25 protein-coding genes are annotated in these 26961 nt (G+C 59.9%); 13 read left to right on the forward strand and 12 right to left on the reverse strand.

Annotation, left to right across the window (positions count from 1 at the left end; genetic code table 11):
• Window positions 1–120 precede the first annotated feature (120 nt).
• The 13 genes from BK662_RS16200 to BK662_RS16260 all read left to right on the forward strand — a co-directional run bounded on the left by BK662_RS16200 (window position 121) and on the right by BK662_RS16260 (window position 15254).
• Entirely contained in the window at window positions 121–1281 is a 1161-nt protein-coding gene (locus tag BK662_RS16200) for an outer membrane beta-barrel protein (RefSeq protein WP_123358896.1), read from the forward strand.
• An 11-nt stretch (window positions 1282–1292) separates the two neighbouring features.
• Window positions 1293–1826 (forward strand): polysaccharide biosynthesis/export family protein, encoded by a 534-nt coding sequence (locus BK662_RS16205; RefSeq protein WP_123358897.1) that lies wholly within the window; start codon window positions 1293–1295, stop codon window positions 1824–1826.
• Window positions 1827–1828: 2 nt separating this feature from the next.
• Window positions 1829–4075, forward strand: a complete 2247-nt coding sequence (locus BK662_RS16210) for a GumC family protein (RefSeq protein WP_123358898.1) — start codon at window positions 1829–1831, stop codon at window positions 4073–4075.
• Between the two features lie 140 nt (window positions 4076–4215).
• Window positions 4216–5607: an undecaprenyl-phosphate glucose phosphotransferase gene (locus BK662_RS16215; protein ID WP_123358899.1), complete on the forward strand. Its 1392-nt coding sequence runs from the start codon at window positions 4216–4218 to the stop codon at window positions 5605–5607.
• A gap of 11 nt (window positions 5608–5618) precedes the next feature.
• The gene (locus BK662_RS16220; protein ID WP_123358900.1) at window positions 5619–6326 is read left to right on the forward strand and encodes a WecB/TagA/CpsF family glycosyltransferase; all 708 of its coding nucleotides are present in this window, start codon (window positions 5619–5621) and stop codon (window positions 6324–6326) included.
• Window positions 6327–6370: 44 nt separating this feature from the next.
• Window positions 6371–7450 (forward strand): glycosyltransferase, encoded by a 1080-nt coding sequence (locus BK662_RS16225; protein WP_123358901.1) that lies wholly within the window; start codon window positions 6371–6373, stop codon window positions 7448–7450.
• A complete protein-coding gene (locus BK662_RS16230) occupies window positions 7447–8553 on the forward strand; it encodes a glycosyltransferase (protein WP_123358902.1) in 1107 nt (368 codons plus the stop codon). Before BK662_RS16225 ends, BK662_RS16230 begins: the two co-directional genes overlap by 4 nt.
• A gap of 13 nt (window positions 8554–8566) precedes the next feature.
• Window positions 8567–9880: an O-antigen ligase family protein gene (locus BK662_RS16235; protein ID WP_123358903.1), complete on the forward strand. Its 1314-nt coding sequence runs from the start codon at window positions 8567–8569 to the stop codon at window positions 9878–9880.
• 17 nt (window positions 9881–9897) lie between these two features.
• Window positions 9898–10851 (forward strand): glycosyltransferase family 2 protein, encoded by a 954-nt coding sequence (locus tag BK662_RS16240; RefSeq protein WP_123358904.1) that lies wholly within the window; start codon window positions 9898–9900, stop codon window positions 10849–10851.
• Window positions 10852–10864: 13 nt separating this feature from the next.
• Window positions 10865–12283, forward strand: a complete 1419-nt coding sequence (locus tag BK662_RS16245) for an oligosaccharide flippase family protein (protein WP_123358905.1) — start codon at window positions 10865–10867, stop codon at window positions 12281–12283.
• Between the two features lie 83 nt (window positions 12284–12366).
• Window positions 12367–13431, forward strand: a complete 1065-nt coding sequence (galE, locus tag BK662_RS16250) for a UDP-glucose 4-epimerase GalE (protein WP_123358906.1) — start codon at window positions 12367–12369, stop codon at window positions 13429–13431.
• Entirely contained in the window at window positions 13428–14900 is a 1473-nt protein-coding gene (locus BK662_RS16255) for a family 16 glycosylhydrolase (RefSeq protein ID WP_123358907.1), read from the forward strand. Before galE ends, BK662_RS16255 begins: the two co-directional genes overlap by 4 nt.
• Window positions 14901–14960: 60 nt before the next feature.
• On the forward strand, window positions 14961–15254 hold the full coding sequence (locus tag BK662_RS16260) for a hypothetical protein (RefSeq protein ID WP_123358908.1): 294 nt from the start codon (window positions 14961–14963) through the stop codon (window positions 15252–15254).
• A 15-nt stretch (window positions 15255–15269) separates the two neighbouring features.
• Here the strand turns inward: BK662_RS16260 and BK662_RS16265 are convergent, their stop codons facing one another.
• The 12 genes from BK662_RS16265 to BK662_RS16320 are packed head-to-tail and all read right to left on the reverse strand — an operon-like array spanning window position 15270 to window position 26815.
• A complete protein-coding gene (locus BK662_RS16265; RefSeq protein ID WP_123358909.1) occupies window positions 15270–15524 on the reverse strand; it encodes a hypothetical protein in 255 nt (84 codons plus the stop codon).
• A gap of 1 nt (window position 15525) precedes the next feature.
• Window positions 15526–16167 (reverse strand): cytochrome c oxidase subunit 3, encoded by a 642-nt coding sequence (locus BK662_RS16270; RefSeq protein WP_123358910.1) that lies wholly within the window; start codon window positions 16165–16167, stop codon window positions 15526–15528.
• Window positions 16154–17752 carry a cytochrome c oxidase subunit I gene (locus BK662_RS16275; RefSeq protein ID WP_123358911.1) on the reverse strand — a complete coding sequence of 533 codons (1599 nt, stop codon included), beginning with the start codon at window positions 17750–17752 and terminating at the stop codon, window positions 16154–16156. Before BK662_RS16275 ends, BK662_RS16270 begins: the two co-directional genes overlap by 14 nt.
• A complete protein-coding gene (gene coxB / locus BK662_RS16280; RefSeq protein ID WP_123358912.1) occupies window positions 17749–18693 on the reverse strand; it encodes a cytochrome c oxidase subunit II in 945 nt (314 codons plus the stop codon). Before coxB ends, BK662_RS16275 begins: the two co-directional genes overlap by 4 nt.
• Window positions 18690–19490, reverse strand: a complete 801-nt coding sequence (locus BK662_RS16285; protein ID WP_123358913.1) for an SCO family protein — start codon at window positions 19488–19490, stop codon at window positions 18690–18692. Before BK662_RS16285 ends, coxB begins: the two co-directional genes overlap by 4 nt.
• Complete coding sequence (locus tag BK662_RS16290) at window positions 19480–19866, reverse strand: hypothetical protein (protein WP_123358914.1); 387 nt, start codon at window positions 19864–19866, stop codon at window positions 19480–19482. The genes BK662_RS16285 and BK662_RS16290 overlap by 11 nt, the downstream gene beginning before the upstream one ends.
• Window positions 19856–20866: a hypothetical protein gene (locus BK662_RS16295; protein ID WP_123358915.1), complete on the reverse strand. Its 1011-nt coding sequence runs from the start codon at window positions 20864–20866 to the stop codon at window positions 19856–19858. The genes BK662_RS16290 and BK662_RS16295 overlap by 11 nt, the downstream gene beginning before the upstream one ends.
• Complete coding sequence (locus BK662_RS16300; RefSeq protein ID WP_123358916.1) at window positions 20863–21396, reverse strand: c-type cytochrome; 534 nt, start codon at window positions 21394–21396, stop codon at window positions 20863–20865. The genes BK662_RS16295 and BK662_RS16300 overlap by 4 nt, the downstream gene beginning before the upstream one ends.
• Window positions 21393–21917 carry a DUF3341 domain-containing protein gene (locus BK662_RS16305; RefSeq protein ID WP_123358917.1) on the reverse strand — a complete coding sequence of 175 codons (525 nt, stop codon included), beginning with the start codon at window positions 21915–21917 and terminating at the stop codon, window positions 21393–21395. Before BK662_RS16305 ends, BK662_RS16300 begins: the two co-directional genes overlap by 4 nt.
• Complete coding sequence (nrfD, locus tag BK662_RS16310; protein ID WP_123358918.1) at window positions 21910–23274, reverse strand: NrfD/PsrC family molybdoenzyme membrane anchor subunit; 1365 nt, start codon at window positions 23272–23274, stop codon at window positions 21910–21912. Before nrfD ends, BK662_RS16305 begins: the two co-directional genes overlap by 8 nt.
• On the reverse strand, window positions 23271–26162 hold the full coding sequence (locus BK662_RS16315) for a TAT-variant-translocated molybdopterin oxidoreductase (protein WP_123358919.1): 2892 nt from the start codon (window positions 26160–26162) through the stop codon (window positions 23271–23273). Before BK662_RS16315 ends, nrfD begins: the two co-directional genes overlap by 4 nt.
• Window positions 26159–26815 (reverse strand): cytochrome c3 family protein, encoded by a 657-nt coding sequence (locus BK662_RS16320; RefSeq protein ID WP_123358920.1) that lies wholly within the window; start codon window positions 26813–26815, stop codon window positions 26159–26161. Before BK662_RS16320 ends, BK662_RS16315 begins: the two co-directional genes overlap by 4 nt.
• Window positions 26816–26961: the final 146 nt, after the last annotated feature.

Genomic DNA, 26961 nt, shown 5'->3' on the forward strand with positions numbered 1-26961 from the left:
TCAAACTTAAAAATTCACCCCCATGAACCAATTATTGATAGTGCCCAGCATTACACCCACTACACTCAGCGACTGTTTTTCCGGTCTATAGTCATTGAACTCACCCCCAGGAGCAATGATATGACCCTCAAGACCCGTGGCCCTTTCGCACTGCTCATGATCTATTTCTGTCCCGGAACGGCTTGGAGTCTTGATCCCCAGTCCATTGATATCTATGGATTCGACTTCACACCCACCCTGCTGTTTTCAGAAAGTTATGATGACAATTTCCGGGAACTGGAGCGAGGGCGTCAGTCTTCCATGGTGACAAAACTGGCGCCTTCCTTCGAACTGAAGGCTGAAGACCGCAACAGCGCTACCCGACTTATCTGGCAGCCTACCCGTTACATTTATCACGACGAATCGGATGCCTCCAATACGGCACAACGCGTGCGCCTGAACAGCGTCATGGAATTCACCGACCGCCATCGACTGAAACTTGAAGCGGAAGCACGTAAATATGAGCGTACGACGTCGACCGCTGTCGATGGCGTCAATGACAAGATTCGCAGTAACCGCGTCAATGGTCTCTATACCTACGGCGCCAGGAGCGCTGCCAATCAGATCGACCTGGGCGCAAGTTACGCTCAACTTCGCTACGGCAATTCCGACGGTATCAACGACGACAAAGAGCGCAATACCACCGGTGTGACCACCACCTGGTACCACCGCATCGGCAGCAATACGCGTGGATTGCTGGAGTACGACCATACCGTCTTTGATTACCTGCAATCGGACAGTCGTCTCGATAGCACATCCGATGCGGTCCTTGCCGGTGCCGAATGGGACTTCACCGCCCGTACCTCCGGCAAAGTCCGTGTTGGTTATGAGCGCAAGAACTTCGATGACAGCAGCGTCGATGACCTCAGTAATCCGACCTGGCAGGTGGATCTGCGATGGAAGCCACGAACCTACTCGACCTTCTCGTTTGTTGCCCGCCAGGCCATGGCCGAGGGCGACGACGGCGCTGATGCCGTCAAGACCACCTCTGCCCTGTTCGGCTGGCGTCATGGCTGGACCGAACGCATCACCACGGTGGCCGAAGTTGGGCTATCCCGCTATGACTACGAGGGCCAGAACCGCACCGACGACCTTCGTGACTACAACTTCGCCGTGGAATACGCAATGCGCCGCTGGCTGGATATCGAGCTGGGCTATCGCTACCGCAACGATGACTCCGATGCCGACGATCAGAGTTTTGAACGCAACATCTTCTTGCTCAGCTTCAACGTAAGTCTCTAAGAGGTTTCCCCATGAACTCGCGAATGCTTGGCTTGTTGTTCGTGCCGTGGCTGTTGCCCGTGACTTTTGCAGCAGACACCGGCGCCCAGTACAAACTGGCGGCCGGCGATGTATTGCGCATCACTGTCTTCGGTGAACGGGATCTGAGCTTCGAGAAAATCCGTCTCAACGATGCCGGCATGTTTTCCTATCCATTTCTGGGTGAGATTGCCGCCAAGGGACTCACCCCCAACCAGGTGGAAAAGATCATCGTCGACGGGCTCAAGCAAGGTTACCTGGTCGACCCCAAGGTCATCCTCAACCTGATTACCTATCGTTCGTTCTACATCAACGGAGAGGTGCAGAAACCCGGCAGCTATCCATTCGAGCCCGGGCTGACACTGGAGAAAGCCATCGCCCTGGGGGGTGGCCTGACCGAGCGCGCCTCGATCAAGCGGGTGACCATCGTGCGCGGTGATGGCTCCCCACCATTGACCGACACGGTCACGCGCAGCACCGCCATCGCCCCCGGTGACACCATTTCCATTGCACAAGGCTTTTTCTAATCATGGACAACAGCCCAAGCCTATATGTCGAGCGTCCGCTCCAGCCGCATGTGCCGCAGCATCAGCAGTACAGCGAGGAAAAGGACACCATTGACCTGCTCAAATACTGGAGGGTGATCTGGCGCGCCCATTGGAAAATCGGCTGGTTGATACTGCTTGGCTGTGCGCTGGCGATGGCCGTGCTGTCATTCATCCCCCCGCAATACATCGGCAGCACCACCCTCCTGATCAAAGAAAAAACGCCACCGCTGCTGTCCTTCCAGCAAGTAACGGATTCGAGCTCCGGCACTGTCGATTACTTGCAGACGCAACTGGCGCTCCTGCAATCGCGGGACCTGGCCGAACGGGCGGTCAAAAAGCTGAACCTCACCACCCACCCGGTAACCGATCCACGCCAGCAACCGGAGTCGTGGTTCACCCCGCGCAAGTGGTTGGCAACGCTTGAGCTTGGACAATGGCTGCCAGTACTGGGCCGTTTGACACCCATGCAGGTGATGCCCTCCGAAACCGATATCTTCAATCAAGTCACGCAGGACCTCATGCGGCATACCAGTGTCAAATTCGTCGGCAAGAGCCAGCTGATCAATATCGAGGTGGAGCTGCCCGACCCTGGTTTGGCTGCCGCTACGGCCAATGCGATTGCCCAAGGCTTCATGGATAGCCAGCTCGACAACAGCCTGAAGTCCTCACTGACCAACACCAGCTGGATGAACTCACGCCTGATCGAGTTGCGCAATAACCTGCGCAGTGCCGAAGACAAACTTCAGGGCTATCGGGAAGCACAAGGCCTGGTCGATGTCGGCGGCGTCGCCACCATCAGTGCCAATGAACTGGAAATGACCGGCAACCGCATGATCGATGCCCGCCGTAATCTGGCAGAAGCCGAGAGCCAGTTCCGCCAGGTGCAAGCCCTGAGCAATGGCGACCTGAGCAAACTCTCCAGTGTGCCGGCCGTCCTGAGTAATCCTTTGGTGCAGAAGTTTCAGGCGCAACAGGCCAAGGCCCAAGCCAAGGTCGAAGAGTTGTCGGGGCGCTACGGTCCAAAACATCCGACCCTTGTCGCCGCTCGCGCCGAGTTGCGTATGGCTACCGACAGTTTGCGCCTGCAGGTTCAACAGGTGGTGGCCGGCATTGAGCACGAGTACCAGCTATCCCGGGCCAATGAAAACTCACTGCGTAAGTCATTCAACAGCAACAAGGCGCAGCTACAGGATATTTCGCGCAAGGAGTTCCAGCTGCGTGAGTTCCAGCGTGAAGTCGACAGCACCCGCGCGCTGTATGAAACCTTCGTCACCCGTTTAAAGGAAACCGCAGCCACGTCCGACATGGACTCCACCAAGGCGCGCATCGTCGACCCTGCGATTGTTCCTTTGGAACCGAGCAAGCCTCGTAAAACACTGATTATGGCGATTGTCGCCATCGTCGCTGCACTGGTCGGTGTAGCGTTGGCATTGCTGTCCGAAACCCTGAACAAAACCTTCAAGACCGACGAAACAATCGAAAGCACGCTTGATGTCCCCCTGCTCAGCGTGGTGCCGCTGGTCACGAAGAGAAGCCGCCGGCAACTCGCGCGACTGTTCGATGACAACGACCATCCGCGTTTTTGCGAGACCATTCGCAACCTGCGCACCTGGTTAATGTTGCACAGCGGCGACATGCCGTCACAGGTGGTACTCGTTGCCTCGACCATGGCCGAAGAAGGCAAAAGCACCATCGCCAACAACCTGGCGTACTCACTCGCCAAGCTGGAGCGTGTCCTGTTGATCGACGCCGACATGCGCAGACCCAGCTTGTCGCTCAACTTCGATTTTCCGGCAGACGCACCGGGGTTGGCCAATGTCCTGGCGGGCACTGCGCGGCTCGAGGACTGTATCCGGACAGTCGGCAATCTCGACATGTTGCCGGCCGGGAAGCTGTCGCCGCCACCGCTGGATCTGCTCAGTTCGCCGCGCCTGACCCCCATGCTCAAGGTGCTGAAATCGCGGTACCAGCGCATCATCATCGACTCACCGCCTGCGCAAATGGTCAGCGATGCACTGTTGCTGGCCAAGCATTCGGACGCAGTGATCTACGTAATCAAGGCCGAAAGCACGCCTGTCAGCCAGGTGCAGAGGTGCCTTGCTCTACTGCAGCAGAGCCATGCGCCGGTGTTTGGTGTGGTGCTCAACCAGGTTGACTTGCGCAAGGCTCGCAAGCATGGCTACAGCCATTCCGATACGTTCCAGAACTACGACTACATGTCCAGGTAAAACCTTGTACTTGTCTCTCCAGTAGCCTCCTTCCAGACATCCACCACAAGCTGAATCCCAGTCGAGCTATACCAGCGTGCGGGAACGAGGGCGTGCAGTATTCGGCGCCGAAGTCCAACCCATGCCCGGAGGTTGAGCCGATGACATCGTTATACACCGCTCAAATGACGCGCCGCCGGGGTCTGACCTTCTGGGGCCAATGGCTATGCGCGCTCAGCCTGGCCAACCTGCTGCTGATGTTGCTTGTGTATTGGCGCGTCGGCAGCCTGACCAGCGAATACCGCGTTCTGATGATTCTCACCGTTCTCGGTTCGGTGCCGATCTACAGCGTCATGCAGGTTTACCACAAGCGTCATGAGTGGTTGTCCGGGCTCGCTCGGCTGCTGGCGGCCTGGATGATTTTGCTGGCCGTGCTGATCAGCATTGCCTTCCTCACCCAGACCAGCGTGATTTTCTCGCGTCAGGTGATCATCGTCTGGGCCGTATTGGGTTACCTGGTCCAGGCAGCGAGCTTTTTGCCCCTGCATTACCTGGCCCGACTGCATTCGCACAAGCTCTGCAACGAGCGCCGCGCGGTGATCATCGGGACGTGTCCGACCGCACATACGCTGGCGAGAAAACTGTCCAGGCGCAATCGCGTACCGCTGCTGGGTTTTATCGCAACGGCCGAACATACCGGCCCGGCCCCAAGCATTCTGCCGCTGCTGGGGCGCATCGACGAGGTTCGCGAAATCATCACCCGCCTGCACGTACGCCGCGTCTACATCGTCCTGCCGATGGCACAAGCCGCCATCATCGAAGCGCTGTACATCGATCTTCTGGACATGAATGTCGACGTGGTCTGGATCCCCGATTTCGGCAGCATGGTGTTGCTCAATCAGTCGATCTCGGAAATAGAGCGAATGCCGGCCATCTATCTCAATGAAAGCCTCATCAGTTCGCACCCCGGCAGCCTGCTCTGCAAAGAGCTGTTCGAACGTAGCCTGGCCGCTGTAGGCATTATTGTGCTCAGCCCCTTGCTATTGATCGTGGCGATAGCCATCAAGCTTTCCTCGCCCGGCCCCGTGTTGTTCAAACAAAATCGCTACGGCTGTAACGCTGAGGTGATCAAGGTCTGGAAGTTCCGGTCGATGCGTTTACACGACGACAACGAAGTCCGTCAGGCCACCCGCGAGGATGACCGCATCACCCCGCTTGGGCGTTTTTTGCGCCGTAGTTCCATCGACGAGCTACCGCAACTGTTCAACGTGCTCTGCGGCGAAATGGCCCTGGTCGGCCCGCGACCGCATGCGGTCACGCACAACATTTACTACACCGGCAAGGTTCGCGCCTACATGGCCCGTCATCGCCTCAAGCCGGGAATCACCGGGTTGGCCCAGATCACCGGGCATCGAGGTGAAACCCAGACGCTGGAAAAAATGCAGCAGCGCGTCGCCCAGGACCTCAACTACATCAACCAATGGTCGCTGTGGCTCGACATCAAGATTCTGGTCAAGACCCCTTTCACGTTGTTTTCAAAAGACACTTACTGAGGAGTCAGGCAATGATCGACCTGGAATTAATCGGGCATTACGCACCGAATTTGCTGGACGCCAACAAGGCATTTTCCTTCATCAATTTTGCCTCCGTCGGCAGTCTGTTCGACCGGGACCCGACTTCCATCGCCTATTTTTGCGACGGCATGCTGATGTCTACCTTCATGTCGCGCATCACCGGCCGCACGATCGGCCGGGTCAGCTTCGACTTCACGTCCATCGCCGACTCTGTGTTCAGTTGCGCCGAAAAACAAGGCAAGCGCCTCTATTTTGTCGGTGCCCGGCAAGCAGAACTGGACCTGTTCATCGATAAGATCAAGGCTCGCTACCCGGCGCTGATTATTGCCGGTCATCACAATGGCTATTTCGATGCGCCGCAGGCCGCGTGCATTCAAGCAGACATCTGCCGCAGCGAAGCGAACATCCTGATCGTAGGCCTGGGCGCCGGGCTGCAGGAGCAGTTCGAGCAGGATGCCCTGCGTGCCGGCTTCACCGGGGTGGCATTCACCTGTGGCGGTTTCATTCGCCAAGAGGCCACGGCCACTCATCATTATTACCCTGAGCTGGTCAACCGCCTGCATCTGCGCGCGTTCTATCGGATGTACCGCGAACCGCACACCATCAAACGCTACCTGATCGATTACCCGACCAATTTTGTTCATCTATTGGTGATGATCATTCGGCGAAAAGTAACCATCAACATCACTTATCCCTGAGCACCCGGCATCGATCACCCCGCACTGATCACCGAGCAACGACCATGCACATCCTGTTCATCCTCAAGGACTTCAAGCCCGATGGTGGCCTCGAGCGTGTCCAGCAACGCCTGGCCCGACAGTTTCTCAAAGATGGCCAGCGTGTCAGTTATTTCGTCATGAACGGCGACACGCCGGACGATGAAGGGGCTGCCACGCTCAATGGCGGCGGCAATGGAATCGTCGGCCTGCTCAAGTCCATCGTATTGCTGCGGCGGATTATTCGTCGTGAACAGGTGACTCACCTCATCGCCGCCAAGGAACGAGCCAACCTCTGCACCTGGTTTGCCAGCTTGGGTCGCCCATGCAAGGTCATCTATAGCCGTCATGCAGCACTGGATTGCAGCGAACAAAAAATCAGTCCCGCCACCCTGCGTCTGCTCTATGCGTTGTACCTCTGTGGCAACGGCCAGGTAGTGACGGTTTCCAATGGCTTGCGCCAGTCCCTCGCCGAACTGGTGCCCTGGGGTCGCGAGCGCATCCGTTATTGCCCGAATGCAGTGGTCACCGAACAACTGCTCAGCGCCGCACAGACGCCCATGCTCAGCGGTTTTCCGGCCGATTTCTGGTTAGCCGTGGGCCGGCTGGTGAAACCGAAGGGTTTCCACCTGCTGCTCGACGCCTACGCCATGGCCTTGCGCAGCGCCGCGCTGCCGGACCTGGTGATTATCGGCGATGGCCCGCTACTCGCTGCGCTGACTTCGCAGGCCAGTCGCCTGGGCATCGAGGACCGTGTGCATTTCACCGGTTTTCTGAGCAATCCCTACCCATTGATCAGACAGGCACGACTGCTGATCCTGAGTTCGTTTCATGAGGGCTTGCCGACCGTCCTGATCGAAGCCCTGGCGCTGGGTACGCCAGTGTTGGCCTGCGACTGCGCAACCGGGCCCAGGGAACTGCTTGATAACGGCCGCCTTGGCGATCTGGTCAAGGTCAATGATGTACCGGCGCTGGCCGAAGGGATGCTGCGCAGCGTGGCCGCGCAAGGCCATGCTGCACCAAACGGCCAGGTGACCGCTGACGCCATCCGACAGTACACCAGCCAATACGCCGCGCAGGCGTACTACCAGGTATGGAATCAATGAAAAGGCTGCTGATTATCCTGCAGGACTTGCGCGGGGGCGGCGCCGAAAAAATGATGGTGCGCCTCGCCAGTGCGCTGACTGATGCAGGCAATGACGTGACCTTACTGATGCTCACCGATACAGGTGTGAACTCGGCGTGCATCGACCCGAGGGTCAAGCGCGTCGAGTTGCACAGTGTACGCAGCTCTAGGGCGGTGCCGGCGCTGGTACGCTTTCTTCGCCACAATCGCTTTGACGCGCAACTGGCCGCCCTCACTCATGTCAACGTGGTGGCCATCGTCGCCGCCGCGTTGTCCGGTACGCTGGCGCGCTTGCATGTCAGTGAGCGCAATGCGTTTTCTCATGACAAACACGTCAACCCCGCGTTGGCGGTGCGCACCGCGTATCTGTTGGCTCCGCTGCTGTATCGACTCATTCCCAATCCGGTGATCTGCGTCTCGCGCGGCGTCGCCCAGGACCTGGTCGATACCACCATCACCCGTGCGCAGGATGTCACCATCGCCGACAACCCGGTGCTCGACAACGATTTTCGCGACAAGGCGCCGGGACGTCCGAAGCACCGCTGGCTGTCGAAAAAAACCACCCCGGTGATTGTCGCCGTAGGTCGTCTGGCACGGCAAAAAGGCTTTGATGTATTGATCGATGCCTTTGCCCGCTTAGCCGATCCCAGTGCCCGATTGATCATTTTCGGCGAAGGCGCGCTCAGAACCGAGTTGCTCGAGCAAGCAATCGCCTTGGGCGTGGCCGACCGCTTCGATCTGCCGGGCTATACCAGCGACCCATTGGCGGAAGTGGCAGCGGCCGATTGCTTTGTGCTGTCGTCGCGTTTCGAGGGCAGCCCCAACGCGCTGGTGGAGGCCATGTCCACGGGCACCCCGGTGGTATCGACCCACTGCCCCTATGGCCCGCAAGAGATTCTCGACAATGGCGCGATCGCCCCGCTGGTGGCGGTCGACAACCCTGACGCACTGGCACAGGCCATCACTGTAGAACTGACATTGTCGCGTGATGCAAACCGTCAGGCGCGCATCGATGCGGCTGCCCGTTTTGTGAGTGCCTGTGCGGCGAAAACTTATCTCGACGCATTGCTGACGCATTACTAGGGAGCCAATCATCATGAACAAACTGGAAGTCAGATACACCACGCTACGCGACGCTTTCACATTGTTTGGCGTGCTGTTCTATATCCAGGTCATCGGATTTTTTTTCGGGCTGGCTGATGCGTCGAGTCTGGATGCCGCCGAAAAAGACCTCGAAGGCAACGTGGTCAACCAGATCTGCGGCCTGATCACCCTGCTGGTTCCGCTGTTCTTTTTCATCCGCAACAAGGTCTTCATCAGCAAAAGCTTTTACAGGAACAACGCCTTCCTGCTGATATTCATGCTCAGCCTGGCCGTATCGATCAGTTGGTCCTACGACCCGGTGTTGAGTTTCAAACGTTTTGTGGCGTTGATCAGCATGGTGTTCTTTGCAGGGTTCATCGCCTACAACTACAGCCTCGAGAAAATCGCCTTCATGCTCGGCTGCACCATCGGCGCCGCCGCGTTTTTCGGCTTGATATTCGCGCTGGTAAGGCCGGACATCGCCTTCATTTACGGCGGTATTCGCGATGGTGCGTTCAAGGGGATCTTCCCGGAAAAAAACGCTGGCGCCCGGCTCAACGCGATTGCCATTCTGTTACTGCTGCCGATGATCCGTCAGCGCAATCCCTGGGCCATCATCTGCTCGTTATTCTCGCTGATCGCGATTGCTCTGGCCCAATCTGCCACAGCAGTAGCGCTGATTGTTGCTGGCGCAGTGAGCTATTGGTACTTCCTCACACTGATCCGCTTGCACATCAACCGCTCACTGACAGCATTCCTCGGTACGACAATCGTCTATTTGCTGATCTGCCTTTTTCTATACGGCAATTACACCCTGCTGCTGGAGCTGATGGGGCGTGACGCATCACTCACCGACCGCACGCTGATCTGGGACTTGCTCACACCGCTGATCGACGCCGAATTCCTCAAGGGTTACGGCTTCGGCGCTTTCTGGTCCAGCCCGGGTGCCGAGACATTCATCAATCGCTGGGGTTACATCGGCAATGCCCACAGCGGCTACATGGAGACCTTGCTCAACGGCGGCGTCATTCAGCTGACAGCGCTGATCCTGATGCTGATCGAGGCGCTGACCAAACACTATCGGGCCGTGGTGGCTGATCAGTCAGCACGGTTTCACGCCAGCGCGATGGTCATCATCGGATCGTTCATGCTCACCAACTATGTGGCGTATGTCGTTCCCAATTACCGCTCCGCAGAGTTTCTGGTGTTCTGCATTCTGGCTCTGTCCTTTCGGCATCACCACGTGACATACCCCCAGTTGTCACCCGCAACCCTGCATCAACGTCCGCCTGCCAAGGCACTACCACCCGACTCGGCCAAGGCGTAACAAAAGGAGAACTAACCGTGCCAGACCAAGCCCCCCCTTCACCCCATTCAGTGTGCGTCATAATCGCGATGTACAACGGCGCCGACAGCATTGAACAAACACTGGCGTCCGTGGCCGGGCAAACGCGACTGCCCGATCACGTCATCGTCATCGACGATGGTTCCACCGATGATGGCCCCCAACGGGTCAAGGACTTCGCGGCGCCGTTTCGCCTGACGCTGTTGCACCAAGCCAACGAAGGCCAGGCCAGCGCCCGCAACCACGGACTGCAGCACTCTGAAGAGACTTTTGTGGCGTTTCTCGATGCCGATGACAGATGGTATCCGCAAAAACTGGAGCAACAAGTGGCACTGTTTGACGAACTGAGTCGTCAGGGACGGCCGGTGGGGCTGGTAGATTGCTACGTGCATAACGATTACAGCGACGGCAAGCGAATACTGGAAAACCGGCAAAAAAACGGTAGGCATTTCGACGATTTCATCCGCGCCAACGTCCTCAATGGCGTGTCCTCCGCGATGGTCAGACGCGACGTGATCATGCAACTCGGCGGCTTCAATGCCAGCCTGCGTTACTCCGAAGACCGCTTCATGTGGACCCGGATCGCCGAACACTGGGAGATCCACACGGTGCCAGAGGTGCTGCTGCAGCGCATGGTCAACAGCGCCAACATGACCGCGCAACCGACAAGGTACTACCCGTACAAGATCAGGTTCATCGAAGCGTTCCTCGCCCTCTATGGCGCGCAGCTCAGCAAGCAGCAACGGATCGATTTCGCGCTGGGCAGCCACAGCGACTTTCTCGAACTGTTTTCCCGCAGAGGCGAGCATGCCCAGGTGATCGGTGTGTACCGGCGAATGCTGGAGTATTCCTGGCAAACGCTGATCTTCAGAAACGGCAAACCGACATTGCGCTTCCTCTACGCGTGCGTCCGATCATTGCGCAAGCCAGCTGCGTCAACCACCGCTCATTGAGCCGGTATCCGCCATGGCCAATCACCGACTGGTTAAATTGATCTGGATTTTCACCGAGAAATTCGGCCTGATTTTCCTGTCGATGATTACCTTTGTCGCATATGCCAGGCTGCTGTCGCCCACAGAGTTGGGTGTGGGCACGGTCATCATTGCCATCGTCGAGTTGATCGGCATGATTTATTCCTCGGTTCTGGAAGACCCGCTGGTACGACTCGAGCGGCTGGAAGACAAACACATCGCCACAGCTTTCTGGGCGTCGGTACTCGTCAGCCTGGCGTCCATCGTCGTCATCTCGGGCGCAGCGATTCTGTACGCGCCCGACCCGATTCTGCAATGGATGACGGCGGTGGCCTCGGTAAAAATCCTGTTCACCATGATGGCGCGGGTCTATGTGGCGCAAATGCGCCGTAGCGGCAACTTCAGGATGCTGGCGTCGCGCACGCTGCTGGGCAAGGTGTGTGGTGGCGTGGGCGGCATCGCTGTCGCGCTCTGGGGATTGGGCGCCTGGGCGGTCATTGCCCAGGCACTGATCATGGAGTTCGTGTCCATTATCGTATTGATGCGCGCAGACCCGCGCCGCATTGCCTTTTACATTGACGGCCCGCTCTTGCGCGAACTGTTGAAAGCCGGCGCACCGGTTGCCGTCAACGCGCTGAGTTCGCAAACGCTACAGCGCGGGGTCACCGTCATCCTGGGCATGACGGCCGGCACCAACGCGGTTGGCATGTTCAACATGGCGATGCGCATCATCGATCTGCCGCGCACGGCGATCTATCACGGCCTGATCAGTTATGCGCTGCCGGTGTTTGCCCGACGCAGCGCCGATCCGTCGCGGTTACGCGCGATCATCAGCGATTCGACCGCCGTCAGCTGCTTCCTGTTGACACCCCTGTTCATCGGCATCGCACTCACGGCGCACGACCTGATCCTGTTGATCTTCGGCGCCAAATGGACCGAGGCCATTCCCCTGCTGCAAGTGCTTGCGTGCACAGCAGCCATCGGTAATACCGCCATGTACGCCACGACCGCACTGGTCGCGGTCAATTGCAGCCACCTGACCATCAAGGCCGAAGTGGCAACCACCGTATTGGCACTGGCGCTGGTCTATGGCTTCGGCAGCCTCTATGGCGGCATGGCCGCCGCCCTCGCCCTGCTGGCCCGGATGGCGATCATCACGCCACTGCAAATCCGCGGGTTGAACAGTGCAATCGGCTATGGCTGGCGGCGATTTTTCGAAACCAACTATCGCAGCGTGATTGCTTCGTTCGTCATGGCAGCGATCGTCCTGATGGTTTCTTCCCGCCTGGGTGTTCAGGGCTACTTGCACCTGATCTGCAGCATCGTGGTTGGCGCACTGAGTTATGCCGTGGCGTATAGCGTGATGCATCCGCGCTGGCCGCAAGAATTCAAATCGGTTTTCACCACCCGCTGAGAGGACACACCCGACAAGCTTTTCCCTTCCCGGATCACATTCTCCTGACTCGTGCAATTTCCTTGTGACAGGAACGCCTCATCATGCACAAAACCACGTTGATTACCGGCGGGGCTGGATACATCGGCTCCCATACCACCCTGACCCTGATTGACGCCGGTCGACAGGTGCTGGTCCTCGATAACCTGTGTAACAGCTGCCGCGAGTCGCTCGCGCGCCTGAAGTATCTGACTCGCAAGCGAGTCGATTTCATTGAAGGCGATATTCGCGATAGCCACCTGCTCGACGATATCTTCAGCCGCTACGACATCGATGCCGTGGTGCACTTTGCCGGTCTCAAATCCGTGGAGGAAAGCGTTCGAAAGCCGCTGGATTATTACGCCAACAATGTGGTCGGCACGCTCAATCTCTGCCATGCAATGGCCCGCCACGAAGTCTTCAAACTGGTGTTCAGCTCATCGGCCACCGTGTATGGCGCCCCCCGGCAGATACCGCTCATCGAAGACCTGGGCGCAGGCAAACCGATCAATCCCTATGGCCGCACCAAGCTGCTGATCGAAGAGTTGCTCACCGACCTGTGCCTGTCCGATCCGCAATGGAGCATTGCGGTGTTGCGCTACTTCAACCCGATTGGTGCTCACGAAAGCGGGCTGATCGGAGAAAACCCCAATGGCAAGCCCAACAACTTGCTGCCTTGCCTGACACGGGTCGCGATGAGGCAAGTGCCCGAACTCATGGTGTACGGCAGCGACTATCCCACTGTCGACGGAACGTGCGTGCGCGATTACGTCCATGTGGTCGACCTTGCCGATGGCCATCTCAAAGCGTTGCGGGCGTTGCAGAACACAAACGGCATCCACGTCTGGAACCTGGGAACAGGCATTGGCCACAGCGTGCTGCAGATCATCCACAGCTTCGAGGACATTACGGGTATTACCATCCCCTTCCGGTTCGCACCGCGCCGCGACGGTGATATCGCCGAATGCTGGGCCGATCCCACCAAGGCAGGGCGTGATCTAGGCTGGTACGCACAGCGCGACCTGATGCAAATGATCATCGACACCTGGCGATGGCAATTGTGTAATCCGCAAGGGTACCGCTCCCAACCCGGATTGGCGGCATCGATTGCGTTAAAGCAATGGGTATGAGCAGGTTCATTCTTTTGGCGACCCTGCTATCGGTCGTTTGCAACGCGTCGGGGGACACTCCCCCGCCGCTGGCCAACGGCCTGGTGCTGTGGCTCGACGCTGCCGACGCCTCGAAAATGACCCTCGATGCCCACGGCCGTCTCTTGCGCTGGCACGACAAATCCGGCAAGTCCAACGACGCTGCCGTAGACGATGCAGCAAGCAACGCGCTGCCGCTGCGCGTGGAACACGCCATGAATGGCCATGCGGTGGTGCGTTTCAGCGGTGCTTCGGCGTTCCTCGGCAAGGCGATTCGCGCTGCAAAAGGCCCCGTTACCCTATTGATCGTGTCACGCAGACTGACCGAACAAAGCAGCGGTGAGACCTGGCAGCGACTGTTCAGTTCGCGCCCGATAATCGCCGATAACGACAACGTGTCGCCGAACTTCGCGATCAGCGTGCAACAGCCCACCGCCTACGACCCGACCCTGTTCTTCCTGGAACTCAATGACGTGCCCATCGGCCCCTATGCGGTGGGGCGCAACGTGGTCGGCAGCATCGAAGACCTGCGCGGCGACATCGCCGAAGTACTGGTGTACGACCGCCACGTGGCGTCCCTGGAGGAACGGCAGCGTGTATTTCAATATCTGGCGAACAAGTGGTCCGTCGCCCTCCCCAAGGCCGCCAATTCCTGGACCCGCGTCGGCCCGCTGGGAACGGTACCGGAACGGACCAACGCCAAACTGCCGCTGTCCGATCAGGGCAATACCGGACAGTGGATTCTGGACTCCCAATTTTCCGACGACTTCGATGACACGACCCTCAACGCCAGTCGCTGGCACGTCAACAATGCCACGGGCACCGAGTCGCTCGGGCGTAAGCCGGCGTTGTTCACGCCGGACAATGCCTACCTGAGCGATGGCCATCTGAACATCGTTTTCCGCAAGGAAACCTTGCCGCAAAAATACGTACGACTCGGATATGAAGGTTATAGCTCGGCGATGGTCCGTACTATCGAGCGCAGTTTTTACGGCTACTACGAAGCCCGCGCCAAACCGATGGACTCGGCAGGCTCCAGCGCCTTCTGGCTCGCATGGACGGGGCTTGCCGATAACGCCACGGAAATCGACATCTTCGAAATCGGCGGCAAGACCAAAAACGCCTCCTTCGACCGTCGGTACAACATGAACGCCCACGTTTGGGCCACGCCGCAAGGCACCGAGCATCTGAGCGATGGCAGCAGCTGGATCAGCCCTTGGCGGCTGGCCAGCGCATTTCATGTCTACGGTTTCGATTGGCAGCCCGACACGTTGCGCTGGTACGTCGACGGCGTACTGGTGCGCGAGGCAAAGAACACCCACTGGTTCTTCCCGATGGAGATCGTCTTTGACAGCGAGGCCATGTGGAATTGGTTCGGCGTTGTCGACGACGCCGACCTGCCCTCCACCTTCAGCGTGGACTACCTCAAGGTGTGGCGTCGTGGTAAATAGCCTGGCTCCTGCACTGCACGACCCAAAAACCTGGAACACCCCATAAAAGAGGTCGCAACAATGAACGGTACGATGACTTCCGATCAAGCGATAGCCTGCCTAAACCTGGCGCTTGAACGTAACAAACAACTGTTCAGCGAAGCCTATCATTTGAGCCATGCCGCCCTTGATCTTCTCGATCAGCCCCACATGGACATAGAGAAATTCACGCAGTATCAGAAGAAAAGAAAGCAGGCCGATCTTAAATACCTGGAAGCCATCGAGCACTTGCGATTAATCATGGCTGAGTACCCTGTCCGTCTCTTCTCAACGGAGAACTTAATCCATCAGCCGCAGGTTTCGGCTGAAGAATGATGACGAAATCTGACCTCAGCGAGTCGCTGATTCACCAAGGATGAACACCATCATCATCAGGAGCCACAGCAGATACAGCCAACCAAACAGCCGCACCCAGCCCCGATGGCGATAGAGGCCCAGGTAAAATATCAACAGCAGCAAAAACTGCCCGACAGCGGCAAGCATGATCAGGCTGCTGTTGCGCGGCCAGAACAGCGCCACCAGCACTTCTACCGCCAGAAGCAGCAGCAAGCCGACATAGACTTTCAACGCGTTCGCCGTGCTCATCTCAGCGCCCCACCAGGTAGAGGGTCGGAAACAACAGGATCCAGATCCCGTCCACCAGATGCCAATACAGAGTGACCATTTCCAGACGCGTGCGCGCCCCACGCTCTGACAGGTTGTCTGGTGCGAGTCGCACGTAGAGCCATAGCCCCAAACCGACCGCCACCAGCACGTGTACGCCGTGCAGCGCCGTGGCGATGAAATACAGGTTCATGAACAAGTGTGCTGACGGCAGATACAGTGGTGAGTCCGCGGCGAAACCTGGCAGCAGCCCTTCGCGGTATTCAAGACTGTATTCGACGCCTTTGCAGGCCAGAAACAGTACGCCCAGCAGCGCCGCACCCAGCAGGCAACGGCGCAAACGAAGCGCTTTCCCCTGCTCACTGACCGCCAGCGCCAGAGTCATCAGCAAACTGCTGGTCAACAAAATGAACGTGTTGGCCGTTGCCAGTTGCCAGTGCAAACCCGCCACCGCTTCCACCACGCCGTCGGGGTGCTGCAGTCGGTACAACCACGCCACCATGATCAGGCTGCCGAACATCATCGCTTCGGTGGCCAGAAACAGCCACATACCCAGCCTCGCGGCCTCACGCTGCTGCGCCCAGGCCACGAAGGGCTCGGCGGGCCTCTCGTCAGACCGGATCACGGCGCGCCTCGGGAGAATAATCATAGGCTTCGAAATCCACCGTCACCGGTGCTTCGAAGTTGTGCAGCGGCGGCGGTGACGGCACGCGCCACTCAAGGCCGGCCGCCTCCCAGGGATTCATCGGCGCCCGCTCGCCCCAGCGCAAGGAGCCGAGCAGGTAGAAGAACGGCAACACGTAAGCCAGGGCCAGAATCGAGGCCCCGGCCGAAGACAGTACGTTGAGGAACTGAAAATCCGGGTCATAGGCGTGATAGCGCCGGGGCATGCCCAGATACCCGAGCAGGAATTGCGGAAAAAACGTCAGGTTGAAACCGCAAAAAATCAGCACCGCGGTGATCTTGCCCCACAGCTGCGAATACAGGCGTCCGGTGATTTTCGGCCACCAGAAATGCAACGCACCAAAGTACCCGGCCACCGCCGCGCCAACCATGATGTAGTGGAAGTGAGCGACCACAAAATAGGTGTCATGGGCATGCAGGTCGGCGGCGAGCAGCGCCAGGAACAACCCGGTCACCCCGCCGATAATGAACAACCCGATAAAGGTCAGGGCAAACAGAAACGGCGCATGCAGGGTCAAGTCGCTTTTGTATAGGGTCGCGCTCCAGTTATAGGCCTTGATCGCCGACGGAATCGACACCAGGAAACTCAGCAGCGAGAACACCAGGCTGGCATACATCGACTGCCCGGCGACAAACATGTGATGCCCCCAGACCAGGAAACCGATCACCGCAATCGCCACGCTGGACCAGGCGACAAAGCGATAGCCAAAGATGCGCTTGTGCCCCGCCGCAGTGATCAGTTCGCTGACCACCCCCATCGCGGGCAGGATCATGATGTACACCGCCGGGTGACTGTAGAACCAGAACAGGTGCTGGAACAGCAACGGATCGCCGCCCAGGCGCGGGTCGAATACGCCAATGTTGAACAGATGCTCGGCGGCCACCAGCAACAAAGTAATTGCCAGCACCGGAGTCGCCAGCACCAGAATGATCGAGGTGGCGTACATCGCCCAGATGAATAGCGGCAGACGCATCCAGTTCATGCCCGGCGCGCGAAGGGTATGCACGGTGACGATGATGTTGATGCCGGTGAAGATCGAGGAAAACCCGGCGATGAACACACCGCAGATCACCGCCACCACGTGGCCGTTGCTGAACATCGTCGACAGCGGCGTGTAGAAGGTCCAGCCGGTATCGACCCCGCCGAGAAGCAACGCCAGCAACGTGAACAACCCACCGCCGAGCAGCAGGTACCAACTGAACAGATTAAGACGCGGAAACGCCATGTCCCGGGCGCCGATCATGATCGGCACCAGGAAGTTGCCGAACACGCTGGGGATTGATGGAATCAGAAAAAACCAGACCATGATTACCCCGTGCAGGGTAAACGCACGGTTGTAGCCGTCGGCGGTCAACAGGTCGCCTTGGGGCGTGACCAGTTCGATGCGGATCAGGGTCGCGGCCAACCCGCCGGCGAAAAAGAAGAAGGTCACCGTGACCATGTACAGCACAGCAATGCGCTTGTGGTCCAGGGTCAGAAACCACGAGAGCAAACCTTGTTGATGCAAATAACTGGGTGCGCTCATTTCGGATCCCCGGAAGCCGTGGCGGGCAACGAGCGCAGGTAAGCCACCAGACGCTGCACGGCTTCTTCGTCCAACAGGTTGCTATACGTTGGCATGATCGGCAGGTAACCCGTCACCAGGTGTTTTTGTGGCAACACAATGCTGTCGCGCAGGTAGGCATCGTCTGCCACGACCTGGCTGCCGTCGGCCAGGCGCACCGTTCGATTGAACACGCCAGCCAAGGGCGGCGCGTTGCCGGAGTCGTGGCAACTGCCGCAGCCGTATTGGCGGTACAAGGTCTCGCCCTGGCTGATCAGGTCGGTGGTGCTGCCGTTGTCCTGCAGCCATTGCTGGTAGTCACCCGGGTCGAGCACCACCAGCCGGGCGAGCATCGCCGCATGATCGGTGCCGCAGTATTCAGCGCAATAGACCTGATAGGTGCCGCTGTGTTCGGCCTGGAACCAGAGCATGCTGTAACGCTGCGGCAACACGTCTTGCTTGATTCGCAGACTGGGGAAAAACAGGCTGTGGATCACGTCTTCGGAAATCATCGTCAGCTTCACCGGACGCCTCGCCGGGACGTGCAAGGTGTTGATCTCACGCTGCCCGCCCTGATGCTGAAATTTCCACATCCATTGCCGCGCCGTGACCTGGATTTCCAGGGCATCGGCCGGAGGCGTGCGGGCGAAAAAGAACAGCCGTGCCGAAAACAGAAAAATCACCAGCGAGCCAATGAACGGCAAGATGATCCAGGCCAGTTCGATCGGCAGATTGCTCTGCGCCCGATGATCCCGATTCGCCTCGCGCCCGCGTCGATAGCGCCAGATAAACATCCAAAGCGCGACAAATACTGGCACTACAAACAACGCCATCATCCCGGTGAAGCCGATCACCAGCCAATCGACCGAGGCGGCGTAGTCCGAGCCCTGCACGGGCCACAAGCGCAGGAAGTGTTCGTTCATGGCTGCCTCTGCCGATCGCGGCGCAACGCCAGAACAATGAACAGGCCCAACACCAGCACGGTCGCCATCCCCGCCACTTGCAGCAAAAGAATGATTCGACTGTTATAGGTGCCGCTCTGCGGGTCGTAGTGGTAACACAGCAGCAGAAGCTGTTCCTTGAATGCGCCCAGCTTGCCCTGCCCCGCCTCGGTCAACGCAAGGCGCACATCGCTGGCCTGATAACCAAGACCATAGAGCCAGCGCGACAGGCGTCCATCGCCGGTCAATACCGCCACCGCCGAGCTATGCGCGTATTGTTGCTGTTGCTCATCGTAGCGATAAGCGAAGCCCAGTGAGCCGGCCAGGACCTGACCCGCAGCAGCGTCGCCGGTCAGCAAATGCAAGCCTGGCTCAGCCGTCAGCGACGGCCAATGCTGACTCAGTCTGGCCAGTTCCTCGCGGGCGGCATGGCTGTCTTCTCGCGGATCGAAACTGAACGCGATCACCTGAAAATCCCGGCCCAAGCGGTAAGGCTGATTCGCCAATTGACTGAACAGGGTCGAGAGCGCCGCGCCACAGACGTTCGGGCAGCGGTAATACAAAGGCACCAACAGCGTTGGCTGGCCGCCAAGCAAATCGCCGAGGCGTACCGAGCGGCCGTGCTGATCGATAAAGCGCGTGTCCAGTGCCAAGCGCTGGCCGACCTGGACCGTGTCGATTCCGGCGGCGGAAAACGGGTCGAATGCCTGCGCAGCGCTGGGTTGCATTGTCATCAACCACAGCAATCCCAGCACTAGCAAGACCCGTTCACGGTTCATGCGGGGCGTCCTCGGGTGTTGGCCAGTCCTGCTCCAGCAGCACCTGCCGCGCCTGTTCCAGCGGCAGGTGCACAATGCGGCGCTCGCGGTCGACCCAGCCGAAGCTGTCGAGGTGAATACGCTCGGCGGCGAGTTGTCGTTCAGCGTCCTGCCGAGGCTGAGATTGCAAGCGTGGGGCCGGTGGTAGCAGGCGCTCGCGTTCCAGGGCACTCAAGGGTGGCTGCCGCGATTCTGCGCGGTGTTGATAGCTGATCAGCCACCAGGCCACGCCGGTGAGGCACAGCAGAACCGCCGCGAAAAACAGCGCCACCAGACTCCAGACTTTGCCACTGTCGACCGTGTTGGGTTCGTAGCCGAGCGGTTTTTCAGATTTCATGGCGCCTCCGTTGCCATTGCCAACGCCACCATGCCCACAGGCCGAGACCGTAAATCCCTTGGCAGAGCACGGCCATCAGGCCGGCACCGATCTCAACGTCGGGGAATATCGACGGCAAGCTCATCCAGATCGACTCGACACTGCCCAGTAGCAGAATAGCCGTGCATCCCCCAATCAGAACCTGTGGCCGACCGCCCCAAGGAGAGGCCAACGCCAGCAGACACGCCACCTGCCCTGCCATCAGCAACCCGCTGACCACGCCCCAGATGCCTCCCTCACGCACCCGATACCATTGGGTTTCATGCTGAAGATTCACCGACCAGATAATCAGGTACTGCATGAAATGCACGTAGGCCCAGAACGCCAGGGCACTGACCAGCAATCCCCGCAGTACCTGACGCTGTGGAGCCGGCAGCGGCACAAGGTTCCAGCACAGCACGCAGAGGCCGGCAAACGCCAAGCCATCGAGCAACTGCCGGGCAATCAGCAACACACCAAACAGGCTGGACACAAACCCCGACTGCAATGACATCAACCAGTCGACCGCCGCCAGGCTGACCATCAGCCCATACAGGATCAGCCCCGGGGCACTGCGCTCGGCGTTCAGACGTTGCGACCAGCACAGCAGAGCCAAGGCGAGCCCGGCGTAAAGCAGCGTGCGCACCACGAAAAACCACGGCGACAACCACAGCCCGCGAAACCCTGGCGCGTCGACGTGGAACCACGGATACAGCCAGGCCATGGCGAGCAGCACCGGCAACAGCATCGGCACAATCAGCACCACCGCGCTGCGACCCAGTCCGCTGCCCGGTGCCAGCAGCAGGTGCCAGCGGCCATTGATCAACGGCGTCAGCAGCGCCAGCAGCAGACAACCCAGCACAATGTTGCTGCCGCTAACCGCGGCCGCCAAAGCCCCGGCGCCCACCCAGGCCGGCTGCCAAACCCCGAGCAGCATGACGCCGACGGCGCCGATGGCGAATGCTCCCGACAACCGCCTCATTGGTTGTTCTCCTCGAACGCCTGACGCAACTCGGCTGGCAGACGCTCCAGAGGCGCGTGCTGGCTTAATTGCAGCAAGCGCACATGGGCGACGATGGCCCAGCGCTCTGCCGGTGGGATGCGTGATTCATAGCCGTACATCAGGCCTTTGCCCTGAGCGATGACCTGCATCAGCTGAGCGTCAGAGGCGCCGAGCAACCGCGGTTCGGTCAATGCCGGCGGTGCCGGAAAACCACGACCGACCACCAGACCATCGCCTCGCCCGCTCAGGCCATGGCAAGGGGTGCAGAACGTCTGATAGCTCGCTTCGCCACGGGTGAGCAACGCATCGGTCAATGGCGGACGCTGCTGCAAAATCGCTTCACGCTCCAGCTGCCCGCGGGCGACAGTGCCGACGGGAGGCTGACGGCTACTCAAGCCGTTTTCGAACAAGGCGCCGGCGCGTTGTTGCTCAATCCTCGCCTGGCGCGACATGTCATCGCAGCCGCTGCACAGCACGGCGATTATCAGCGCCCACGGCCAGGCGTTCATGGCTGCACCTCGCGCACGCTAATCGCTCGTTCGGCCAGCCAGGCTCGGGTGGCCTGCGCGTCGAACAGCGGGTCGCTGGCCTCGATAAACAGAAAGAACCCATCGTCGCTGGCCCGTTCGAAACCCTCAGCGCCAAACAACGGGTGATGCAAACGTGGCAAGCGGCTGCTGACCAGCAGCGTCAATACCGCAGCGATCGCCGCCCCGACCACGGCGAACAGAAAGGTCACCACCATCAGCAATGGCAGGGCAATCAACGGCCGGCCACCGACGTTCAGCGGATAGCTCCACACCGAGCCGATCTGCATAAGCAGCGCAAGGCCGATGCCGAGCAATCCGCCGATGCAGGCCATGCTCGATACCCTGGAAGCCTTGGGTTTCAACAACGGTTGCAGCGCCTCAAGAGGAAACGGCGCGAACGCATCGAGGCGTCGATAGCCGATGGCCCAGGCGTGCAGGCTGGCTTCAACCAGCGGCTGCGGCGCATCGAATTCGGCCAGCAACCCCAGGGATTCAGTCATCGCCGCGCTCCTGATGCAGCGCCTGCTTGACCTCGAATGCCGAGACCATGGGCACGTAGCGCAGAAACAGACTGTAAGGCAGCAAAAACACGCCGAAACTGCCGATGAACAGTGTCCAGTCCCAAAGCGTCGGGGTATAGCCGCCCCAGGTCGAGACCAGAAAGTCGCGAGTCTGGGGCGGGATCACCAGCATGAAACGTTCAGCCCACATGCCCACCAGCACCGCCAGCGCCACCGCGGCCAAAACGCCCGGACGCTGGCGCATCGAACGCCACCACAACACCTGGAGCACGCCAACATTGCAGACGATGGCCAACCAGAAACTCCAGGCGTGAGGGCCGCTCAGGCGTCTCAGCAAGACCTCGATTTCATGGGCATCGCCGCTGTATAACGGCATGAACAGATCCATCAGATAGCCATAGGCGGTGAGCCAACCGGTGGCCAACAGCAGGCGCCCGAGCATATCCAGATGACGCAGGGTGATCAGCGCTTCGATGTGCAGCAACCAGCGCACGCCAATGGAGAGCAACGCTACCAAAGCAAATCCGGAAAACACCGCGCCGGCCACGAAGTACGGCGGGAACAGCGTCGAATGCCAACCGCTTTGCGGGCCCATGGTCAGCAGGAACGAATAGCCGCTGGACACGGCGAACACCAATGGGATCGCGAGCATCGCCAGCACGCGGGTGGTACTTCGCCACAACGCCCAATGCTGCTGCGAACCGCGCCAGCCCAGCGCCATCAGGCCATACAGCGTTTGCCTCAGCGTACCTTGGGCACGGTCCCGCGCTGTGGCGAAATCAGGAATGGCCCCCACCAACAGAAACAGCAGCGACACCGTCAAATACGACAGGATCGCAAACATGTCCCAGGCCGTCGGGCTCTTGAACTGCGGCCACAAGCCCATTTCATTCGGGTACGGCAGGGTCCAGTAAAACAGCCAGGGCCGCCCCAGGTGCAGGATCGGGTACAGCGCGGCGCAGATCACCGCCATCAGTGTCATCAACTCCGCCAGGCGATTGAGGGTATGCCGCCACGGCCGCTCGATCAGCAACAGCAACGCGGAGATAAAGGTGCCGGCATGGCCGATGCCCAGCCACCAGATGTAGTTGAGAATGCCGAAGCCCCAGTGCACCGGCTGATTGTTGCCCCACATGCCCACGCCGTTGGCCAGCAGTACCGTGGCCGAGGCCAGGTACATCAGCAACAGCGTGATGGCGATAGCGAACAACCAGCGCCACGCCACCCGCCGGGGAAACTGCTGCAAGGGGCCGAACACCTGCCGCGACACCTGCTGATCGCTCAGGTCCCGTGGCAGAAAATGCCCGGTATCGTGCAGCAGCGGTTCAGGCTTCATCGCTGCTCTCCCCCCTCCTCGATCCGCGCCAGATAGGTGGTGCGCGGGCGTGTGCCGAGGGCTTCGAGCAAGCGGTAATGACGTGGATCCTTTCGGGCATGGCTGACCGCGCTGGCGGAGTCGGCGATGTCACCGAAGCGGATCGCCTGGCTCGGACAGGTTTGCTGGCAGGCGGTGAGCACTTTTGTGGTGTCGAAATCGGTGCCCTGCTGTTTGTCTTCGATGCGTGCGGCGCTGATACGCTGAATGCAATAAGTGCATTTTTCCATCACCCCCCGGGCACGCACGGTGACTTCGGGGTTGCGCTGGGCCTGAATCGACGGCGCGGCGTCGGCATTCCAGTCCAGCCAATTGAAACGGCGTACTTTGTAAGGGCAATACGAGGCGCAGGTGCGGGTGCCGATGCAGCGGTTGTAAACCATCTGGTTCAAGCCATCGCGGCTGTGCACCGTGGCATTCACCGGGCAACCGGTTTCACACGGCGCCTGTTCGCAGTGCATGCACGGCAAGGGTTGGAAGCGCGAGCGTGGCGCATCCAGTGAACCCTGGTAGTAGTGGTCGATGCGCAGCCAGTGCATGTTGCGCCCGTTAGCCACCTGTTCGGCACCGACCACGGCGATGTTGTTTTCTGCCTGACACGCCGTGACGCAGGCATTGCAGCCGGTACACAAGTCGAGGTCGATGACCATGCCCCACTGCGGGCCGCTGTCAACGACCGGGCTATAGAGCGATGCCGGAATTTGCTGCGCCGGCAACTGCGGCGCCCGGCGTTGCACCACACGAATCGGCGGCACCTCATCGTCCGGTAGCTGGTGATGAGACTGGGTGACAGCCAGAGTATGGCGCTCGCCACTGGAGCGTACCGAGGCACTCACCGACGACGACTGGATCGGCCGTACCGCATAGCCCAAACCGTTACCGACCCGCCCAGCGTGACTGCGCCCGTAACCGGTGTACAGGGCAATCACCTGATCGGCCTGCCCCGGCTCGATCCACGCCGCGCCACGCAATAATTGCCCCGGCAGCGCCACTTCGACGCCGTCGCCATTGCGCACGCCCACCTGTTCCGCCAACCGTGGCGACAGCCCGACCACGTTGCTCCAGGTCAGGGTGCTGATGGGTTTGGGCAACTCCTGCAACCAGCCGAGATTGGCAAAACGCCCATCCCATACGCAAGGGTCCGGACGCACCACAGCTTCGAGGCTATCGATATCGATCAGGTTCAGCACCAATGTCGCTGCTTCGGGGACATCCACTGCCTGCGCTGAGGTTTCGATCCAGCCATCGGCCAAGGCCTGGCGCCACTGACTTTGCGGAACATGAGCCCAGGTGATTCGCACCTGTTCCAGGGCGTCGCTGTCGACGGAGGTCAGCAGCAGTTCGATGATTTGATGCAGGGTTCGGGTCGAGTACATCGGCTCGATCAGCGGCTGCACAATGCACGCGCTGCCATCCGCCGCCCGGGTATCGCTCCAGCCGTCGAGCGCATGATTGAGCGGCAAATGCCAGTGGCAGTGCGCGGCGCTCTCGTCGTAGTAAAGCCCGGCATGCAGGCGCAGCGGTACTTTCTGCAGCAACCCCTCCAGCCCCAAATCCGGCGCCGAGGTGTGCATCGGGTTGCAATCAAGCAGCCACAATTGGTTGACGTTGCCACCCGCCAATTGCTGGCTCAGTTGCTCCAGCGACGCCCAGAACTGTCCGCGTTCGTAGCCCAGCAACGTCGGCGTCTGCCAATCCAGCGTCTGGCCGTGCGCACCCAGCCGTTGGTTGAGCCGCATCACCTGCGCCTGCACATCTTCTGCCGCTTGCTTGCTCACGCAGATCAGGCCACGGCCGGGGTGGGCCTTGAGCGCCGTGGCGGCTTCATCGACCCAGTCGAGCTGTCGCGCACTCAGGCGCGGCTGATCGGTCACGTTGTCGCCCAAGGCGCGGCTCAGCGCCAGCACCAGGTCAGGCAGTCGCGACGGGGCAATCGCCAATCGTCGCGTGGCCGCAGCGCCGGTTAGGGTCGGAATGCTTTCGGCGACAAACGACAACGCCGCGCCCTGCCCTTGCGCCGCCTGCCGTCGACGTTCCGCCCAGCCACGTTGCAACAGCGTCTGGCGCGGCCCGCTGCCCAGCGGATCGTCTTCCAGGCAAACCAGCACCTCGGCGTTTTCCAGATAACGTCGGGCGTTCAGCGGCTGACCGAATACCCGCTCGCTGACGCGCAGAGCCTGGGTCTCGGCGAACGGTTCGGCGTGATACAGCTGCGCTTCGGGCCAGCGCCGACGCAGCGCTTCGAGTTGCCGCGCCAGGGTCGGCGAACTGCTGGCCCCGCAGACGATATGCAGGCCTTTGCCTCGCGTGGTGTCCAGCGTCAGCCGTTGTCGAGCCAGCGCCCCACGCACTTCGTCCCAACTGGTTTCCCGACCCTTGAAGCGCGGCGCCTGGGAACGGTCCGGGTCGTACAGTTGCAGGATTGCGGCCTGAGTAAAGGCATCGCACGCGCCACCGGACAGTGGGTGCTGTGGATTGCCTTCGAGTTTGATTGGGCGCCCGGCGAGAGTCTTGCCGAGCACGGGTTGGGCGACGCCACAAAACGGGATGGCCGTTGCATACCAGCTCGCAACGCCGGGCGTCAGTTGCGTGGCTTGCCGGATCGCTGGCACGGCTTGCTCAGGGGTTTTGCCACACGCGGCCAGGCCTGCCATCGCCAGAGACGCCGCCATCAACTGCAGAAAATGTCGGCGGTCCAACAAGGGCGCGGCGCCGGGAAACTCCGCCTCGATCAGCGCCTGCGCCTCGGGTGTCGCCGCCAGCGCTTCGAGGCCACGCCAGTACGCGGAGCCTTTGAGCCCGGCGAGCTGCTCGCGCCATGCGGCGAAGTCCAGCGAGGAGGCGCTCATCGATGGCAGATCCCGCAATCGCTCAGGCCTCGGGGATCGATTCGTCGCTCCTTCATTAATTGTTCACCCAGCGCCCGACGATCCTGATCGGTGTGCCATTGCAGCTGGGTCACTTGCCCTGCGGGGCGCAAGTGCGGCGCCGGATCGCGGTGACAGGCCAGGCACTGGCCCATGCTCAGGGGTTCGGCCTTGAACATCAGCTGCATGCGGTCCACCGCGCCGTGGCATTCGCTGCAGCCCACGCCCGCATTCACATGCACGCCGTGATGGAAGTACACATAATCCGGCAGTTCGACCACCCGCTGCCAATGCAACGGCCGTGATTCGCGCAGGCTTTTGCGCAAGGGTTCGAGCAGGTCGGCGTTTTTCCAGATTTGCGAGTGGCACGTCATGCAGGTTTCGGTGGGCGGCAGACTGGCCATCGCGGAAGACTCCACGGAACTGTGGCAGTAACGGCAATCGATTTTCAGCTCGCCGACATGATGGGCGTGACTGAACGGCAGCGGCTGCTCGACCACCCAGTTACGGCCGGTTCGGTAGTCGGAGCGGTCCAGAGCCAATGCCACGAGCAAGCCTCCCATGAGACCGACGAACAGCACCAGCAACCCCAGGCGCAGCCAGGTATCGGCCGAGCGGCTGAAGATCTGCGCCATCGCCGGATTCCAAAATTCACGTTCTTAAGGCTATGGCTCCGTTTGCGCTCAGGAGTTCTTTATTTCCGATGCACGTGATACCTGCGATCGTCGATGGAGATGAGTGGAACCTGGAGTAGCAGCGGCGCCTGCAGTTTAAGCTCCCT

Origin of the sequence: Pseudomonas frederiksbergensis (genome assembly GCF_003732275.1) — a bacterium.
GTDB classification, from domain to species: domain Bacteria; phylum Pseudomonadota; class Gammaproteobacteria; order Pseudomonadales; family Pseudomonadaceae; genus Aquipseudomonas; species Aquipseudomonas frederiksbergensis_H.